The 18,224-nt window shown below is 38.3% G+C and carries 16 protein-coding genes; 4 read left to right on the plus strand and 12 right to left on the minus strand.

The features are described from left to right. Nucleotides 1-4: 4 nt before the first annotated feature. From ACO1D1_RS24710 to ACO1D1_RS24725, 4 genes are all read right to left on the minus strand, one after another. Entirely contained in the window at nt 5-1,168 is a 1,164-nt protein-coding gene (locus ACO1D1_RS24710) for an SDR family NAD(P)-dependent oxidoreductase (RefSeq protein WP_423337481.1), read from the minus strand. A 24-nt stretch (nt 1,169-1,192) separates the two neighbouring features. Next, nucleotides 1,193-2,647 (minus strand): aldehyde dehydrogenase family protein, encoded by a 1,455-nt coding sequence (locus ACO1D1_RS24715; RefSeq protein ID WP_423337508.1) that lies wholly within the window; start codon nt 2,645-2,647, stop codon nt 1,193-1,195. Between the two features lie 284 nt (nt 2,648-2,931). After that, nucleotides 2,932-4,356: an aldehyde dehydrogenase family protein gene (locus tag ACO1D1_RS24720; RefSeq protein WP_423337482.1), complete on the minus strand. Its 1,425-nt coding sequence runs from the start codon at nt 4,354-4,356 to the stop codon at nt 2,932-2,934. 39 nt (nt 4,357-4,395) lie between these two features. Next, a complete protein-coding gene (locus ACO1D1_RS24725) occupies nt 4,396-5,745 on the minus strand; it encodes an aspartate aminotransferase family protein (RefSeq protein WP_423337483.1) in 1,350 nt (449 codons plus the stop codon). 267 nt (nt 5,746-6,012) lie between these two features. Between ACO1D1_RS24725 and ACO1D1_RS24730 the strand changes: the two genes are divergently transcribed. Beyond that, complete coding sequence (locus tag ACO1D1_RS24730; RefSeq protein ID WP_423337509.1) at nt 6,013-7,401, plus strand: sigma-54 interaction domain-containing protein; 1,389 nt, start codon at nt 6,013-6,015, stop codon at nt 7,399-7,401. Between the two features lie 73 nt (nt 7,402-7,474). On the opposite strand, the gene ACO1D1_RS24735 is transcribed toward ACO1D1_RS24730, so the two are convergent. The 7 genes from ACO1D1_RS24735 to ACO1D1_RS24765 all read right to left on the minus strand — a co-directional run bounded on the left by ACO1D1_RS24735 (nt 7,475) and on the right by ACO1D1_RS24765 (nt 15,853). Then, nucleotides 7,475-7,681 (minus strand): hypothetical protein, encoded by a 207-nt coding sequence (locus tag ACO1D1_RS24735; protein WP_149870426.1) that lies wholly within the window; start codon nt 7,679-7,681, stop codon nt 7,475-7,477. A 141-nt stretch (nt 7,682-7,822) separates the two neighbouring features. Continuing rightward, the gene (locus ACO1D1_RS24740) at nt 7,823-9,550 is read right to left on the minus strand and encodes a glycine betaine ABC transporter substrate-binding protein (RefSeq protein ID WP_149870427.1); all 1,728 of its coding nucleotides are present in this window, start codon (nt 9,548-9,550) and stop codon (nt 7,823-7,825) included. Nucleotide 9,551: 1 nt separating this feature from the next. Then, entirely contained in the window at nt 9,552-10,757 is a 1,206-nt protein-coding gene (locus ACO1D1_RS24745) for a quaternary amine ABC transporter ATP-binding protein (protein WP_423337484.1), read from the minus strand. A gap of 252 nt (nt 10,758-11,009) precedes the next feature. Further along, nucleotides 11,010-11,786 carry an arylamine N-acetyltransferase family protein gene (locus tag ACO1D1_RS24750; RefSeq protein ID WP_423337485.1) on the minus strand — a complete coding sequence of 259 codons (777 nt, stop codon included), beginning with the start codon at nt 11,784-11,786 and terminating at the stop codon, nt 11,010-11,012. 140 nt (nt 11,787-11,926) lie between these two features. Next, nucleotides 11,927-13,330, minus strand: coding sequence for a sodium:solute symporter family transporter (locus ACO1D1_RS24755; protein WP_223820779.1), 1,404 nt, complete (start codon nt 13,328-13,330; stop codon nt 11,927-11,929). Nucleotides 13,331-13,402: 72 nt separating this feature from the next. Further along, on the minus strand, nt 13,403-14,398 hold the full coding sequence (gene speB, locus ACO1D1_RS24760; RefSeq protein WP_423337486.1) for an agmatinase: 996 nt from the start codon (nt 14,396-14,398) through the stop codon (nt 13,403-13,405). Nucleotides 14,399-14,506: 108 nt separating this feature from the next. Then, nucleotides 14,507-15,853 (minus strand): sigma-54 interaction domain-containing protein, encoded by a 1,347-nt coding sequence (locus ACO1D1_RS24765; protein WP_423337487.1) that lies wholly within the window; start codon nt 15,851-15,853, stop codon nt 14,507-14,509. A gap of 313 nt (nt 15,854-16,166) precedes the next feature. Between ACO1D1_RS24765 and ACO1D1_RS24770 the strand changes: the two genes are divergently transcribed. The 3 genes from ACO1D1_RS24770 to ACO1D1_RS24780 all read left to right on the plus strand — a co-directional run bounded on the left by ACO1D1_RS24770 (nt 16,167) and on the right by ACO1D1_RS24780 (nt 17,781). Beyond that, nucleotides 16,167-16,571 (plus strand): YkvA family protein, encoded by a 405-nt coding sequence (locus tag ACO1D1_RS24770; protein ID WP_149870432.1) that lies wholly within the window; start codon nt 16,167-16,169, stop codon nt 16,569-16,571. Nucleotides 16,572-16,842: 271 nt separating this feature from the next. Then, complete coding sequence (locus tag ACO1D1_RS24775) at nt 16,843-17,547, plus strand: YhcN/YlaJ family sporulation lipoprotein (protein WP_423337488.1); 705 nt, start codon at nt 16,843-16,845, stop codon at nt 17,545-17,547. 45 nt (nt 17,548-17,592) lie between these two features. Next, nucleotides 17,593-17,781, plus strand: coding sequence for a hypothetical protein (locus ACO1D1_RS24780; RefSeq protein WP_149870434.1), 189 nt, complete (start codon nt 17,593-17,595; stop codon nt 17,779-17,781). A 268-nt stretch (nt 17,782-18,049) separates the two neighbouring features. Here ACO1D1_RS24780 and ACO1D1_RS24785 read toward each other — a convergent pair whose 3' ends face one another. Beyond that, nucleotides 18,050-18,223 carry a hypothetical protein gene (locus ACO1D1_RS24785; RefSeq protein WP_423337489.1) on the minus strand — a complete coding sequence of 58 codons (174 nt, stop codon included), beginning with the start codon at nt 18,221-18,223 and terminating at the stop codon, nt 18,050-18,052. Nucleotide 18,224 lies beyond the last annotated feature (1 nt).

Here is an 18,224-nt window from a genome sequence, read left to right on the forward strand (position 1 = left end):
TTTGTTACGCAAAAACAATACTATTCTTTTTCGTTTCACTATACGTAATGTACAACTCAACATTTTTCTGTTTTAGATAGGATAAAAATTTCTCAGGGTCAATACACTGCTCTGGTGGTTTAACGCCTTTTTCTGTCACTTCACCTTTGAGCAGCATTTGCGCAACAATTGAAGCGGGAATGGCTGTTGCATATTGAGTAGCGCTAACGCCCCAATCTTCTTGGTAATCTGTAACCAGCTCTAATTTTACAGATGCCTTATTACCATCCTTCATTCCTTTTACTTCCACCAATAAAGCATCTTTCCCCCACTGTGGCTCTTCCTTTGCAGATAAGACTGTTTGAAGCAATGAAACGGTTTGGCGTCTAGGCACCACGCTATTTCCGGCAATTTCTACAGGCTCTGTTTCTAGCAGACCTAATGAATCTAGTATTTTTAATTTTTCAATGGTAGCAGGATCCCAAGTATCTTTATACGTAATTTGTTGAACACTCGGAAAGCTGACAGGTAATGTTGCTAATTCTGAATGGATGATCGAGTATGTTTTTTGAACGCCAATTTCTTCATGAAAAGCAGTATATTCTTCATCAGCCAGCGGAGGAATTTCTAGGAGTTTTCCATCTCTTACAACTAATGCATTTTTCGCGGCTTCATCGATGATCGTATCAATGGCAAATGCGAATGTAGCACCTGATGTTGTCGATCCATAACGAATGTGAATTTCTTCTGCAGCATCTAACATTTCTACACCGTAACGGCTAAAAACATTGGAGGTTCCAGGGTCAGAACCCATTCCAACGATAGATAAAATATCAGCCGCTTTCATTTCGTTATCAAGTTTTAATTGTTCTTTTGTCCGTTTAAAAAGTCCACCTAAATCGAGGACATTCACTCCTACAGCTGCAGCCGCTTTCATTACATCAATGTTAAAAACATAATTTGTAGCATTCACGCACACATTTCCTTGCCGAAGGACGTCCTTTGTTTTTTCTTCATCTTTAATATTCAAGGGAATAATGGAAATTCGATGATTTGTCCATTTCTTTAACTCTTCTAATTTGTTTAGCTCTAAATCTGCTGCAATTACCTCTACATTACTTTCCACTAAATCCTTTACTATTACTTTCCCAATCGTTCCTGTAGCACCTAAAACAACTACTTTATTCATTCATTTGTCCTCCCTTTTTAAAAACTATTTATTTTCTGCTTTTAACCAACCACTCGGTTTAATATCTAAATTGATATTGACCTGTTTCATTTCCAAATATTCTTGGAAACCGTAAGTTCCTAGATCTCTTCCTATACCGCTTTGTTTATAGCCTCCCCACGGTGCTTCATTAAAAGTATTATGATAGGTGTTAATCCATGTGATTCCGGCTCTTAATTTACGAATCACTCTCATTGCCCGAGCAGAATCCGTAGTAAAAACTCCTCCCGCCAGACCATAATTTGTACCATTTGCCAATCGGATCGCTTCCTCTTCTGTTTTAAACTTTTGGATGACGAGGACTGGACCAAAAATTTCCTCTTGAACAATTCGCATTTCAGGAGTGGTATCAGTAAAAATAGTAGGTTCGATAAAATACCCTTTTCGATTCAATTTGTTTCCGCCGCATAAAACACGTGCACCTTCTTTAATCCCTATATCAATGTATCCTAAAACTCGATTTAGCTGCACTTCGGATATAAGTGGTCCCATATCAGTACTCTCATCAATTCCTGGACCAATTTTAATCGCTTTGGCTTTCTTTACTAATTCAGGGACAAACTTCTCGTAAATACTTTGCTGTAACAGAAGGCGGGAACCAGCCGAGCACACTTGTCCTTGGTTAGCAAAAATTGCAAATGAGGCATAATCAACAGCAGTTTCAAAATCTGCATCTTCAAAAACAATTAAAGGGGATTTTCCACCTAATTCTAAACTTACCTTTTTAATTGTATCAGCAGCCGATTTCATAATAATTTTCCCTGTGGCAGTTCCACCTGTGAAGGAAATTTTATCCACCAATGAGTTACTGCTCAGTTCTGCACCTACAACAGAACCAGCTCCCAGAACTAAATTAATTACCCCATTTGGAAATCCTATTTCGTCAATTAGTTCAAATAGACGAATCAGAGTAAGTGGTGTCTGTTCAGCTGGCTTAATGACCACTGTGCATCCTGCCGCAATGGCTGGTGCAATTTTTTGTGTTGCCATTAGCAACGGATAATTCCAAGGAACAATCTGTCCTACAACTCCTATCGGTTCGGCAATGACCATAGCCTGCATCTCATCTGGAACGTCATAAACCTGACCATGGGGCTTTGTAGCAAATCCAGCATAATAGCGCAACTGGTTGACGGCATCATTCATATCATAGATTGAATCATGGATAGATTTTCCATTATTTAAGGTTTCTAATAATGCAAATTCCTCAATTTTCTCCTCTAATCGGTCAGCAAGCTGATACAGAATTGCGGCCCTCTCCCTTGCTTTACTCGCCATCCAGCCCCTTTCATAAAATGCTCTATGAGCTGCTTCAACAGCCCTGCATACATCTTCAGCTGCACCCTCTGTAACAGTAGCAATAACTTCCTCAGTGGCGGGATTTTTAATTACTCTCGTTTTACCACTACTACCAAATTGCCATTCTCCATCAATATACATTTTTTGAATTTGATTTTCTTTGGGTAATACATCCCTCAAATCATATCCCCCCCTCTTATATCATCAAATTTTCCCAACGTTAATGCATTCCCTGTTAATATATGCAAGAATGATGCCAACAAAAAAGGACAAAGGTATCAAGATTACCAAGGAAATACCAGAATGATAATGCCATCACGCATCAAAATTGATGTTGTTTTGCATCATCATTTTCAATCCAGTTTATTAGAGACAAAAAAGAATCCCTCAAATCGAGGAATTCTGACTGTCCGATCGCACTTCAATTAGTTCCGATTAAATACAACAAGCTTTTGCTCAGTCATTTCTTCAATGGCATACTTCACGCCTTCCCTGCCAATCCCACTTTCTTTTACGCCGCCGTATGGCATATGATCCACGCGGTAAGTAGGTATATCATTAATCATTACTCCACCTACATGAAGCTTTTCTGCAGCATGTAGTGCCGTATAGATATTATCTGTATAAACGCCTGCTTGGAGGCCATATTTGGAATCATTTACACGATCAATTCCTTCACCGACTGACTTAATTTTATTAATTAACACAATTGGGGCAAACACTTCCTGGCAAGAAACTTTTAGACAAGAATCTGCCTCTAATAGAATGGTAGGCAATAAAATATTCCCTTCTGACGTGCCTCCTAATGCCACCTTCGCCCCGCTATGCTCCGCATCTTGAATCCATTGGAGCGTCCGCTCAACATCCTTTGAACTAATTAAGGCTGAAACATCTGTTGATGGATCAAGCGGATCGCCAATTTTTAATGTCTTCGTCTCAGCAACGAACTTTTCTACAAAATTTTCATACATTTCTTCATGGACATAAATTCTTTGCAGGGAGATACAAACCTGACCTTGGAAAGCAAATGCTCCAGACACACACCGTGAAATTAATTTATCAAGATTTACTCCATTATCTATGATCACCGCAGCATTTGAACCGAGTTCAAGCGTAACCCGCTTTAATCCTGCTTTATTCCTGATGCCAATTCCAACTGCAGGACTTCCAGTAAAAGAAATTTTTTGAATTCGATCATCTGTAACAATTTTATCACCTATTAACGCCCCACTTCCCGTGATTACATTGAATGCACCTGCTGGCAGCCCGGCTTCTTCAATTAGTTCAGCAAGGAAATAAGCGGATAGCGGTGTTTGTGTTGCAGGTTTCAATACAACCGAATTGCCTGATGCAATCGCTGGGCCCACCTTATGGGCCACAAGATTCATTGGAAAGTTAAATGGAGTGATCGCCCCGATAACACCCAGTGGTTCACGCACTGTGTACGCGATCCTTCCCTCTCCGCCTTGCGCAGCATCCATTGGTATGGTTTCCCCTTTAATACGCTTTGCCTCTTCCGCAGCAAATTTATACGTTTGTATCGTACGTGCCACCTCTCCCTGGGCTGTCGAGATCGGTTTAGCCGCTTCGGCAGCAATGATTTCTGCTGCTTCAGATGCTCTTTTTTCCAGCAAGTTTGCGATATTTTCCAAAATCTTGGCGCGTTGATGACTTGGCATTGCAGCCATAACTTTTCTAGCTTCATAAGCCGCAGCCAATGCCATTTCAACTTCTTCAATCGTCGCTGACGGGATCTCTGCAATTACTTCCCCACTATAGGGAGAACGTAAAGGCGCGTAGTTTTTTGCCTCTAACCATTTTCCATTAATAAATAACTTCTTCTTCATCATTCATTCACTCCTATGTCCAATATCATTTCTAGTATTCTATCACTCTTTTGTCGCGAAACTTTCAAAAACATTTTTTTCGATAGCCTTGATAGAATCGTTCAAAATCTCGATGACTTTTCCAATCTCTTCTTTGTTTATCGTTAATGGTGGTGCAAATACTAGAATATCTTGACCATCTAAAACGACTGCCCGACAAATAAGTCCCCGCTTTGCTGCCTCGTTCACGACAGCAGGGGAAACTGGTGTTGAAAAATTTTCATTCTTATTTTGATCTTTTACAAACTCAATACCAGCCATTAGACCAAGTCCCTTTACTTTGCCTATGATATATCTTTCTCCGTGAAGCCATTGAAATCCTTTAAGTAATTCCTGTCCTATAAATTGTGCGTTTTCAATTAAATGTTCCTGTTCTAAAATTTCTAGGTTTTTCAATGCCACTGCACATGCCGTTGGGTGCCCGCTATACGTGTATCCATGTAAAAGAGTACCATTGGATAGTTCAGTAAATTCTTTATATAGCCGACTCGAAATCATTACCCCCCCTAGTTGAGCATAGCCGCTTGATACTCCTTTAGCAAAGCACATCATGTCAGGCACGACTCCGTAGTGCTCGATTCCAAAGTATTTTCCTGTACGGCCAAATCCAGTAATGACTTCATCAGTAATAAATAAAATCCCATACTCATTACAAATTTGACGTACTTCTTGAAAATAATGGTCGGGTGCTACGTGAACGCCTCCTGCCCCCTGTACTGGTTCCGCAATAAAGGCCGCAATCGTATCTGCACCTTCTGCTTCAATCGTCTCACGTAATGATTTTGAAGAAAAATGGTCTACATATAGAAAATCAGGAGCTAATGAATTCGTAAAATCTCTAAAGGCTTTCAAACCAGTAGCGCTAGTGGATCCCATTGCAACTCCATGGTAGGATTTCGTTCTAGAAATGATCTTTTTTCGATTAGGCTTTCCCTTTAATATCCAGTAATGACGAGCTAATTTATAGGCAGTATCGTTTGCCTCGGATCCGCCGGAAGTAAAAAAGGTTACACTTAAATCCCCCGGAGCAACCTGAGCGAGTTTCGCCGCTAAGCGAATTGCCGGCTCATTACTAAAGGTTGCAAAGCATGAACTATAAGCAAGTTTTGTCATTTGCTCCATCGTAGCTTTGGCTAACTCTTCCCTCCCATGCCCTACATTCACATTCCAAAGTGAAGACATACCATCTATCACTTTATTCCCCGCAACATCAAAAAGATGAATTCCTTTCCCTTCTGTAAAAATAAAGGCTGGTCCTTGTTCTTGTTGCTGTTTAATTGGTGATGTGGGATGAAAAAAATGCTTTTTATCTAAATCGATTAATTCTTGAACTAATTCATTACTTCTTGTCATAATCAACATCCTTCCCTTTAATAAAATATTTCGATTGCTTATGTTTAATAATGCAATTTCCGTGCCAATATTTCTTTTGAAAAATGATCATAAAGTATAAACCAATCAACTCTATTGATTTAATTTTTAATTAAATATATAGATATTTGATTTAATTATTGATTATTCTGTCATTTTTGATTAATATTTTAATTAACTTTCTGACCATTCAAAAATAAGGTGATGAGATTAAAAGGAGGAGTACCTTTGGATCATTCAATATTTGAAATGGAGTTAAATAAAATTATTGAAACGTCGAACAACAATATAACCATTACAGATGAAAATGGAATTATTCAACGCTCCCACCCCGGTCATTGGTCGATTTATGGGATGGAACCCGGTTCGTATATAGGCAAATCTGTATACGAACTAGAAAAAGATGGTCTTCTCTCCCCTTCCATTAATGCCATTGTTTTAAAAGAAAAAAAGCCAGTTCGTATTATGCAGCATACGAAAACAGGTCACGTTGTGATGTCAACGGGATACCCTATATTTGATAAAGAGGGCCGCCTTGTTAGAGTAGTAAGTTATAGTCAAGATCAGACGGAAATATGGAAATTAAAGGAGGAGTATGAGCAATTACAACGAAAATTAAAGGGATATCAAACAGAGGTGGAGGACCTAAGGGAAAAGGAATTTGGTTTTCAATCCATTCTAGCTAGAAGTAATACAATGCAGCAAATAATAAAAACAATTAATAATGTTGCAAAAACGGATGCTACGATTCTGTTTTTAGGTCCATCAGGAGTTGGAAAAAGCACACTTGCTCGTGCCATCCATAATCAGAGCAACCGAAGTAAAGAACCCTTTATCGAAGTCAATTGCAGCACAATCCCCGAAAGCTTATTTGAATCAGAAATGTTTGGCTATGAAACCGGTGCGTTTACGGGAGCAAATAAAAAAGGAAAGCAAGGATTAATTGAACAAGCGGATAGTGGAACATTATTCTTGGATGAGATTGGAGAACTCTCACTTGCTCTCCAAGCTAAATTACTAAAAGTTCTGCAAGAAAAAAAGATGGTAAGAATTGGTGGAAACAAAGAGCTTCTCCTTGATTTTCGGTTAATTACTGCCACAAACCAAGATTTAGAAGATATGGTGAAAAAGGGTACATTTAGGTTGGATTTATTCTATCGTTTGAATGTCGTACCTATACTAATCCCATCATTATCAGATCGAACCGATGATATCCCTATTCTCATTCAACATTATGTTGAAAAGATAAATGAGAAATATCAAACGCTAAAAAAGTTTCACCCGTCTACCTATGAATTATTAATGCATTATGAATGGCCAGGAAATATTCGAGAACTTGAAAATTTAATCGAGCGATTAATCCTGACAACGGAAGCACCGATGATATATCCTTCACATCTCCCTCCCGCCATACGGGGAAATTCCGAGCAGACAGAAGATCATCATGACCTCATTAGTAAGGAGGAAGTAGAAGGAAAACTAAATTTAAAAAACACCTTAGAAGAAGTCGAAAAGCAATTAATTGAAAAAGCATACAAACGCTGCCAAACGACATATCAAATGGCCGAATATCTAGGAATCAGTCAACCCTCTGTCATTTACAAATTAAAGAAATATAAGGATCAGTTTGATCATTAAAATACGAAAAGCGAAATCAATTATGATTTCGCTTTAAAATTTCCACTTAAAAACCTTGAAAGGATGTGCAGCTTTACTTTTCAATCACTTCTACTGATGATATACGAGTTGGATTGATCACAATTTTTTCATCTTGATCTAAATATACGAGAGTATTCTGCAGGGTTCTTTCTCCATTTGGCAATTCATTAAAAAATGGATTTGTGAAGTCATTTAAGGAATAATTTTTTTCACATATAACGTATTCTTTCCCAGAGTCCATTACCACTTTAATTTTCACTTTTCCCCCACCCCTATCTAATAGTATTACTATATGAGTAATTCTATAACAGCAGGTGAAAAACCTCTTGGATTTTAACCAAAAATCTTAAATTTTTTGTGACACATGTGCTTATTCAAGTTTGGTGGCTGGCCATGTAATCTACTTCAAATCTTCTATTGAATCAATGTCCATATACTTTGGCACAACCAATCCATTCCTGGTTCCATGGAGGTTGGTTCCTAAATCAACAAAATCGTTTTTATACTGCTTATAAAATTCTTTATGGGTACTAGGCAGCCAGGCGGCCACCATAGCGTCTGCGCTTCCGTTGGCCACACCGGCAAACATAGGACCAACCTCCACTTGGCTTAATTTCACTTCATAGCCATGCTGCTCTAGAACCTTCGCGATGACATTTGTACTTGCGATTTCTGTATCCCAAGCAACATAGACAAGATTGATTTTTTCTCCATTACCTGGATTGGCACCATTTGTCCATTGCGCCACTTTGTTTCCGTTAGCTTTAATCCATTTATCCGCTGCTTCAACTGGGTCCATCCCGCCTTTTATATCCACCATCACTTTTTCCATATCAGCTGGTTCCCAGTTAAATTGGTCGAGGATTGTGTAGGCACCTGTCGCATCCTGTTCCAGTCCTATTCTTACAATGGTATGAATATCTTCAACTTCCCCAAAGGATTTATTTGGGTCTTTCAAAAATTTAAGATCGTAAGTTGAGAACATCCAATGAGGTGCCCATCCGGTGACAATAATAGGTTTCTTATGATCATAAGCTTTCTTTAATTCAGCTGCCATGGCGGCAGATGAACCTTCTGCCAGCTCCCAATTATCCAGCTTATACTCCTTGATAGCGTTATTCGCTTGTGTCATTATTCCCGCACCGGGTTCAATCCCGATAATGTGAAAATCCGTTTGGGCACCAATGCTGTTGCCGTCTTTATTTTTTGCCGTATCTTTTGTAACTCCTGTTACAATCGCTGTCACGATAATCAGAACAGCTAAAATCGAAAAGGCGAATTTTTTCTTGAACATATTCTCATAAGCTGGATTCCGTAAGTTTTGCGAAATCCGGTCGAGAATAACGGCGATAAACACAATGGATAATCCCGCTTCGAAACCTTTTCCGACGTCAATTTGACTGACAGCCCGGTAAACATCTGCCCCCAGCCCCGGGGCACCGACTAATGATGCCGTCACCACCATTGAAAGGGCCAGCATAATGCTTTGGTTGACCCCGGCCATAATCGTTGGTGTGGCAATTGGTAATTGAACCTTAAATAATTTTTGACTGTTGCTGGAACCAAATGCATCTGCTGCTTCAATTAAATCATTCGGGACTTCCTTAATGCCCAGATTGGTCATTCGGATCGTTGGTGCAATCGCAAAAATAAACGAGGCAATAATTCCCGGTACCACCCCGATTCCAAAAAATAATATAGAAGGAATTAAATAGACAAATGCCGGCATGGTCTGCATAAAGTCCAAAATCGGCGTTACGATTCGATGTACCGTTTTTCGTTGCGCACACCAGATTCCAACAGGGATCCCGATGATAATGGTAAGTAATCCTGATAATAATACAATCGCAATGGTTTGAATACTGGAATCCCAATAACCGAGATTATCAATCAAGAGCAAGCTAATGAGCGCAAAAATTCCTACTGGCCATCTGCTGGTATAGATGACTAACAGAGTTAAGATGATGATTAAGATGATAGGTGGACCCGCACTTAAAACACTTACTATGATATCTAATAAGGATTCGATGGCGGTGGTTATCACGGAAAAAAATCCTGAGAGGGCAACGGTGACCCACCTGACCAGAGCGTCTACCCAATCTCCTAAAGGGATTTTCGGTATATTCATCTCATTCACTCTCCAAATCGTTCAAGGAATCTTTATTTCCTGCCAAAGCCCCGATGACGGCGCCGCGAATGACAATTCCTTGTAATCTGTTTTCTTCATCGATAACGGAGATCGGCAGTAGCGATGTGGCCATAACATCCATTAGATCAGTCAGTAATGTTTCACCAGAGACAGTTGGAATATTGGTTGTCATGACATCCCTAATGGTTTGATCCTGTTCAATGGCCTGCCGTGCCTGCTCAGCAGTAATGGCGCCCAGAAGTTTCCGATGGCGGTCAACGACAAAAATGCTGGAGTATCCCTGCTTCCGCATAATTTCCAACGCTACCCGCGGCCCTCGATCGAAAGCGATTTTTTCAGCCCGTTTCATCACATGAGAGGCGGTTAATATTTTGGATAAATCAACGTCTTCTACAAACTTCTCGACAAATTCATTGGCGGGACTCATCAAAATTTGTTCAGGTGTTCCCAGCTGAATGATACTGCCATCCTTCATCAAGGCAATCCGGTCGCCGATGCGCAGGGCTTCATCTAAATCATGGGTGATAAAGATAATCGTTTTCTTGTATTTCTCTTGGATTTCCAGCAATTCATCCTGCATATCTTTCCGGATTAGTGGATCCAGTGCACTGAAGGCCTCGTCCATCAAAATTATTGCCGTGTTACTTGCAAGAGCCCTGGCCAGTCCAACCCGTTGCTGCATGCCGCCGCTCAATTGTTTAGGCAGCTGGTTTTCGTAACCTTTCAAACCAACAATTTCGAGCGCACTAAGCGCTGTTTTCCGGCGCTGTTCAGCCGGAACTTTCTGTATTTCCAGCCCATATTCTGTATTTTCCACAATCGTTTTATGAGGAAACAGCGCAAAGTTTTGAAACACCATGCTAATCTTTTTCTGTCTGACTTCCCTCAGTCTTACCTCACTCATCTTCACGATATCTTCATTCTCGATCCGTATTTCTCCGATTGTCGGTTCAATCAGCCTGTTAAACATTCGTATTAATGTGGATTTCCCACTTCCAGACAAACCCATGATGACAAAAATTTCACCGGGATAAATTTCAAAGGAAACATTTTTCACCCCAACTGTCTGACCTGTTGCTTTCAAAATTTCCTTTTTGGTCTTACCCTGTTTCAATAGTTCAATCGCAGGTTTCGAATTATTACCAAAAATCTTAGAGACACTTCTGACCTCAATGTAAGGATTCATGCTGTCACCTCATTCTATTAATGACCGTATCAAATACATTTTTTCCAGATGTTGTTGTTTTATGTTACTTTTGGTGATTAAGTTATGTACCCTGCTACTATAGTAATGGAAGCACTGTAAACGTCCTCATCTCTCTCCCTAAAAAAAAACGAACATGGGACATGTTCGTTTAGGAAGGGAAGAGTTCGGGACAAATATTATTCAATTAAAAAATTTATTTGCTTTTTATATTGGCATTTAAAATCTTATGTTTCACAGCCCAAAATGTTGCTTTGCCAATTCTTTGTATTTCTCGGTATTAATGGCCTCTTTAGAAATAATTCCATCAGCCCATTTAGTAAATGTGGTATCTGTTAAGGTGATATTTCCGTTTTTGGTAAGTCGGGTCAATAGTGGATGTTTGTTAAATGAAGATTTCGGGTGTTCGGAAATAATTGTTTGGATCTCATTCAATTTTGCTGCATCTTCAATAGATTTCCTGGAATCAAAAGCATATCCAATTTTCCAATCTCTATCTTTATGCTTTAATTTCATTTCTAAACAATATTTACCATATTGATGGTTTACTTTTTTAATTCTAAACTCCCCATTATAAGATGATATGATTTCACCGGACAAAGGAACTGGTTTTAACGGTAAATTCCCGCCAAATCCCGTGTCAATTAAATACGTTTGTTCCTCGTGACTAATAAGAATTGTTACATGCGTCCTTCCAAGTTGATGATATTCCTCTGCAGCATGGTTATAAACAACACCGTCTGTTAAGACTGCGTTAAATCCATTTTCTAATAGGTAAAAATAGAAAATTGGATTTAATTCGTAACAAAGACCGCCTTCATTTCTTTCCACGATCTTCTTCATTAAGTTTTCCTTGGTAATTGTTTGTATTTTTCCTTCAAAAATATTTAAATTTTCGAACGGGATGCTTTGTGCTGTTTTTTCTAGAACCTCAGCTAATTTTTCGAAGGTAATTGTTTCATTATTCGGCATGCCTATTCTTTTATGAAATAATGACACTAGGTTTTTCATTTCTACCCCTCCAAGACCTTTTAAAGCTTAATTTTCTGATTTCCTCTCAGTTTATTATATTAGATCTATCAACAACTAAAAACAATAATAAGCGCCAGGCACCTTCCTATTTTTGGACGGTGTCTGGCGCTTTTTAAGTGCTACATATTCTTATTAACCTCTTCAACAACTGGAGTATTTTTATTTTGAAATAAAGTCCCTATTCCCATTACTAATGCGCAGGCAACAATGCCCCAAATAATGGCGTTTAGTGAAGAAACTCCTTCAATTATTAAATCACCAATGACGACGATTGCACTAATGACCATTGATGAAAGGGCCACTTTTGCTGACACTCTTTTCCAAAACAACGCAGCAATTACCGGGATAAATATACTGCCAGAAAGGATGGCATAGGCAACATCCAGCGCAACAATAATGTCTTGAAGAACAAGGGATATTAATATAGCAATACAACCTACAATCAATGTAACAATTCGAGTTAACTTTATTTTCTCTTTTTCAGTCCGATTTTTTTTACTTTTAAATAGGATAAAATCATTTACGATGATAGTTGAAGAAGCCATGATGGTCCCGGATGCTGTGGACATAACAGCTGAAGATACAGCTGCAACTAAAATTCCAATCAAACCTGTTGGAAGGATTTTTATGACCAGTTGTGGAAGTGCTTGTTGAGGATCGGCAAGGCCAGGTACGACTACACTTGCTACCATTCCAATTACTGCACCCGCAATACCGTAAATGATACAAAGTACACCTGCATAGATGGTCCCTCTCCTCAGAATCTTTTCATCTTTGGCAGTAAACGCACGCTGCCATATATCCTGACCTATCATCATACCAAAGAAAAATAAGAGGAAATAAGCAAAAATAGCTTTACCACCGATATTCGTCAGATTTAGAAATTCCGGACTAACTTGATTCACTAGTCCCGATGCCCCACCAGCATGATAGATTCCAATAGGAATTAAAATGCCTATCAAACCGATAAACATAATCCAGAACTGAATCACGTCAGTTAACGTTACAGCCCACATTCCCCCTAACATGGTGTAAAAGACGACAATAAGTCCACCCACTAGGATGGCTGTTGTACTGCTCCAGCCAAATAATGCAGAAAACATAACACCAATCGCAACAACAGCGGTTACAGCTACCATGATGTCATAAACAGCCATGACCAATCCGCTAATATAGCGGCTGCTATTTCCAAATCTATTTCCTAGCAGTTCACTTACACTGAAGATTGAAAGTTTACTAAGTTTTTTAGTAAAAAAGATGCCCATACCTAAAATACCCAGACCTATCATCCCGACCAACCATAGCCCGGAAATACCATATTGATATCCTAATTTCGTACTTCCAAATGTCGATGCTCCACCTAATACAACTGCAGTCATAGCAGGGACATACAATCCATATCCGAGCCTTCTCCCTGCCACCAAAAAATCGCTTTCATTTCCAATCTTTTTGGAACTATAAATCCCGACTCCTATGAGCATGGCAAAATAGAAAAGGACAATCATTAAATCGAGAGATGTCAACTTACATACCCCTTCCTTTTATAAAAAATCCCCATTTACTTTTAAAAAAAGACTCTGTAAGCGTTTCCGATGTTAAGTTTGATCCCCATTTTTGGCAGGCTCCGAGTAACCTGATTTTACATCCACCCTCCTATTCCAAGCTATCAGTGAAATAAATTCAAAACAAATATTTGCTGCAGCTAGACTGGTGACTCTTGCAGGATCACGATCCGGAAGAACTTCTACGACATCAAATCCTTTGATATTTACTCCTTTTAACTGTCTAACAAATTGTTGAGCTTCAAAGGTACTAAAACCGCCAACCTCGGGTGTGCCTGTTCCTGGAGCAAATACAGGATCGAGAAAATCTACATCAAATGAGACAAAAGTAGGATTATTCCCAACCCGATTCCTAATGATTTCTCCTAATTCACTAGCTGTCATCGTTTTCAATGTTTGAGTGGTTATCACCTGATATCCAAGGTTTTCCGCATCTTTAATATCATCTGGTGCGTATAAGCTCCCTCGCATTCCAATTTGAATTGATTTAAATGGGTCCACGATATTCTCTTCAACTGCCCGGCGGAACATGGTTCCATGAGAATATTTTTTTCCGAAATAAGAATCCCACGTATCCCCATGGGAATCAAAATGAACAAGGCTCACCTTACCATAGCGATTCGCCATGGCACGTAAATGAGGGAGAGATACAGAATGATCCCCACCAATTAAGATTGGTACCACATCTTTTTTCAGCAAAGATTCCAATTGGGACTCAATCATTTGGTAAGACTCTTCAATATAACCGGGATTCACTGCAAGATCACCATAATCTACCCCTGAACAATATTTGAATATATCAATCTCTAAACCGGGATTATAAGGTCTAAGAAGCGAGGACATGGAGCGAACTGATTCAGGACCAAATCTGGTACCGACTGCAAAAGTGCCACCAGTATCAAAAGGTACACCAACGACGGCAAAATCAATATCGTCTTCTGTTTTCACAAACGGCAATCTCATAAATGTTTTCACACCACAAAATCGAGGGGATTCTTGAGAATTGATCGGTTCATATTTCAAAGCCATAAATACCTCCTTTAATATGTGTATCTTCTTAATGTTAATGCAAGTACTATGCCAAACTGAAAAAACGCTTAAAACAATCTTTCTATAGAAAATGTTAGTCAATAATGACTAACACGGTTTTTTAATATATTTTTGAATTTTTCGGTTTGCTGATGATTGACTAATTTGTAATGCTTTTGCAAGAGCAATACTGGTTGGATACTTTTTATACATTCGCTTGATGAACTCCTTTTCGATTGATTCCATATATGATGTGAGAGAGGATTCACCATTCGTTACTTGAAGCTTTTGCTGAGAAGGTGTGAATTGTATGATATCCTCATTTGAAGTAACCAAGGTTTTCTCGATGAAATTTTGCAGTTCCCTAACGTTCCCTGGCCAATCCTTGTGACAAAGCCAATCAATCATTTCTGGGGAAAATTGCTTCGTTATATTATATTTTTTATTAAAAACTTCTACAAATTCATGAATCAGAGTAGGAATCTCATTTTTTCTATCTCTAAGTGGTGGAATCACCAGTTTGACCACATCAATTCTGTAATAAAGATCCTCGCGAAATTTTTTCTCATCTACCAGCTTTCTAAGGCTTTGATTGGACGCACAAACAATCCGGCAGTTGATATCAATGACCCTGCTCCCTCCTATTCTAGTTATCTTTCGGTTTTGCAAAACGGTTAAAAGCTTTACTTGTAAGTTAAGAGGCATCTCTCCTATCTCATCGAGAAATATCGTACCCGACGCAGCTAATTCAAAATACCCTTTTTTTCCTCCCCGTTTTGCACCAGTAAATGCGCCTTCATCATATCCAAAAAGCTCTGACTCGAATAATGTTTCAGGAATAGCACCACAATTCACTTCAATAAAAGGTTCTTTAGCTCTTACAGATTGATTATGCAGTAATTGAGCAATTCGGCTTTTTCCAACACCAGATTTACCTTCGATTAAAACGGTAACGTCAAGATTGGCAACCTTAGAAACAAGACTATTGATTTCGGTCATTTTTGAATTTTCGTAAAGAAGGGATTCCAATCTCTTGATGTTTTCTATTTCCCTTTTGTAGATTGCTAGTGTATCAGCAACTTGTTCATTCCTTTCCTTTAATTTTTCAAATTCTGTAATATCTCTCGAAAAACTTAACGTTCGAACTAAGCTGCCATTTTTAAAAATAGGATAGGCAGACACCAGAATTTTCTTTCCTGCCTTTGTCTCTTGGACTATTGTAAGTGGCTGACTGGACCTTAGTACAAGGGCTGTAACAGATGGATTCAAAAAACCTTTCTTTTCAAGGTCTATCACATTTCCCCCAATCAGTTGATCCGGATCTACTCCATATAATTCATAGCACGAGGGACTCACCTCCAAAACATTCCCCTCACCATCTGTAATAAAAATCTCGTCAAAGGAGTGAGTAATAATTTCCTTCAATAAAATTTCATCGATATTTTGAGCAGCCAAATCATTCCCTCCTGTTCTCTAGTCATTTTCGGGTACTATTTAGTCACATTTGACTATCAAAAAAAGAAATAGTCTCTATTATACGCGTATAAAGGAAATATCTTTTATGAATGGTAGATAAAAAATTCTCTACACAGTTCAAAATATCCTTTTTTGTTGTAGTTAGTGTTAGGTAAAATACATTTAAACCTGCTTGCCTAAAGGCATCTTGATTGTATTTGCCCGATATGATCCGTGTTTAATAAGTTAAAATAACATATTTTTTTCCTTTTATATTGTAAAATAACATTAAGACATAGGAGGGATTGGTGAAATGTCAAAGAATGAAGAAGAATTCAAAAAAAGCATGGAAGCCGCAGGTAAAAATTTCACTGATGAAAAGTTTTGGAACAAATTGAAGAGATTCGGCAAAAAAGCGGGTTCATCCGTTGTGTATGCAGTTTTACTCTTATATTTTACTCTTCAAAAGCCAGAAGTCCCAAGGAAAGCTAAAACCATCATTATTGGAGCTTTAGGTTATTTCATTCTGCCTTTTGATTTAATTCCTGATTTTGCGGTTGGAGTAGGTTTCACAGATGATTTGGGAGCATTAGGAGTAGCCCTCCTCCAAGTGGCAATGTACATTGATGATGATATTAAAGATAAAGCAAAAGAAAAATTAAAAGACTGGTTTGGCAATCATGTAGATACATCAGATATTGATGGGAAACTGGGTTAAAAAGGACCAGTCCCTTAAAGAAGTTATGCTTACTCCTCTAGGGGTCAGGCTGGAATCAATTGTTTGTACTTTTCTTATCTCCCATAACACATTTTATATTTCGTCCCACTTCCACATGGAAATGGGACATTTCTGCTTTTAATTCCAGTCTACATTGCATAAATTGAAGAATTTGATTAGAGCAACAAAATATATTTCCTGCTGAAGACAAGAATTGAAGCGCAAAAAATGGTCAATATATAATTAAGACTATTTATAGGAAGTGATCTTCTTGGCAAAAAAAGGGGTACTTACTTTCGTATTAGCAACTGCTTTATTGGGTATAACCGGTTGTAACAATAATGATAATGTCGCAGGAAACAGAAATGAGAATTTGGGAGCAAAAAATGTTAGAAATAACGAAAATAATGACTTCTTTCCAACCAATAAAACAAATCAAAACTTACGTTTATCCAGCCGGGCGAGTAAGAATGTGGAACTCTTAAAAGAAGTAGATCAGGCCCATGTCATTATTCGAAATAATGATGCATATGTTGCGGTGAGTTTAAATCAAAATCATCTGGACGGTAATAGAGGAATAGCTCCAGGAACATCTGGAATGACTGGTACAAGAGATACAGGTACAGGTCTTAAACTTGGAAATTCCGGGGCGGATGTTAAACGGAATTATGATGGTACTACGGGGACTGATAATACTGAAATAACTGGGAGCGAACGAAGGGGTACTACTAGAACCACCGAACGTAAGGTTGGAACTGGTGATAACACCAACTATAAGAAAGTATCCTCTCCACTTGACAAGCGAATAGAAAAACAAGTTCATGCGGCTGATAACTCAATTGATACTGTCTATATTTCTTACGATACCGATTTCTTTGGCCGTATGACAAACTATTCGAACGATCTTAGAAAAGGACGAAATAGAGATCGTATTTGGAACGATTTTGACAATGCGATTAATGGTGTTTTTAGATAGTATATATTTTTTAACGAGTTAATAAATATCAAGGAGGTTTATCTGTTGGAAAAAGAAAATTTTGATCAATTTCAAAATGAAACAAACACAAACTTAAAGAAAAAAGGAAATGAACAAGTGCTTGAAATAAGTTCTACTGGATATGGGATGGAGTCAGTCTCTGTTGCCAATTTAGAAAAAACGAGTTCCAATCAAAGTGAGAACGATAGGAATCCTTCTTGTGGCGGATTATGAAATAAAATCCACAATTTTTATAAAAATTTACTATCAAAAAGGGAAACCATTGTTCATTCTTTCACATTGGTTTCCCTTTTCATTCATAGCTTTAAACGATTATTATAATGAACAAGGCGGTCTAGTTCAGCAACCATTCTACGACACGAATTATAATACATTTCACGGCTTTTTTCGACCCTCATTCTTACAGAATGATGCCTCATATACTCTTCATAACCTACACCATGAGCACTATGCATCGCTTTTTCCATTTCGCTCGTATAACTTAATTGTAAATGATCGATTTTAAATCATTCCTTTCAGTTTTTTTCACTTGGCGAATTGTTCTTTTTACGTTGGTTTTTATCTTATCATTGATTTCCAGGTCATACAAAGTCGTAAAAACAGTGTATTTTGCCGTATAATGGTCTGTCATCCAAACTCGAGAAATTATCAGCAAT

It is taken from the genome of Neobacillus sp. 19 (assembly GCF_049463095.1).
Taxonomy (GTDB): domain Bacteria; phylum Bacillota; class Bacilli; order Bacillales; family Cytobacillaceae; genus Neobacillus.

What these genes read in the sequence shown, in the direction of transcription:
- speB (WP_423337486.1), bottom strand. Translation starts at nt 14,398, where the DNA reads ATGGCTTTGAAATATGAACCGATCAATTCTCAAGAATCCCCTCGATTT.
- ACO1D1_RS24720 (WP_423337482.1), bottom strand. Translation starts at nt 4,356, where the DNA reads ATGATGAAGAAGAAGTTATTTATTAATGGAAAATGGTTAGAGGCAAAA.
- ACO1D1_RS24710 (WP_423337481.1), bottom strand. Translation starts at nt 1,168, where the DNA reads ATGAATAAAGTAGTTGTTTTAGGTGCTACAGGAACGATTGGGAAAGTA.
- ACO1D1_RS24715 (WP_423337508.1), bottom strand. Translation starts at nt 2,647, where the DNA reads ATGTATATTGATGGAGAATGGCAATTTGGTAGTAGTGGTAAAACGAGA.
- ACO1D1_RS24745 (WP_423337484.1), bottom strand. Translation starts at nt 10,757, where the DNA reads ATGAATCCTTACATTGAGGTCAGAAGTGTCTCTAAGATTTTTGGTAAT.
- ACO1D1_RS24730 (WP_423337509.1), top strand. Translation starts at nt 6,013, where the DNA reads ATGGAGTTAAATAAAATTATTGAAACGTCGAACAACAATATAACCATT.
- ACO1D1_RS24725 (WP_423337483.1), bottom strand. Translation starts at nt 5,745, where the DNA reads ATGACAAGAAGTAATGAATTAGTTCAAGAATTAATCGATTTAGATAAA.
- ACO1D1_RS24750 (WP_423337485.1), bottom strand. Translation starts at nt 11,786, where the DNA reads ATGAAAAACCTAGTGTCATTATTTCATAAAAGAATAGGCATGCCGAAT.
- ACO1D1_RS24740 (WP_149870427.1), bottom strand. Translation starts at nt 9,550, where the DNA reads ATGAATATACCGAAAATCCCTTTAGGAGATTGGGTAGACGCTCTGGTC.
- ACO1D1_RS24770 (WP_149870432.1), top strand. Translation starts at nt 16,167, where the DNA reads ATGTCAAAGAATGAAGAAGAATTCAAAAAAAGCATGGAAGCCGCAGGT.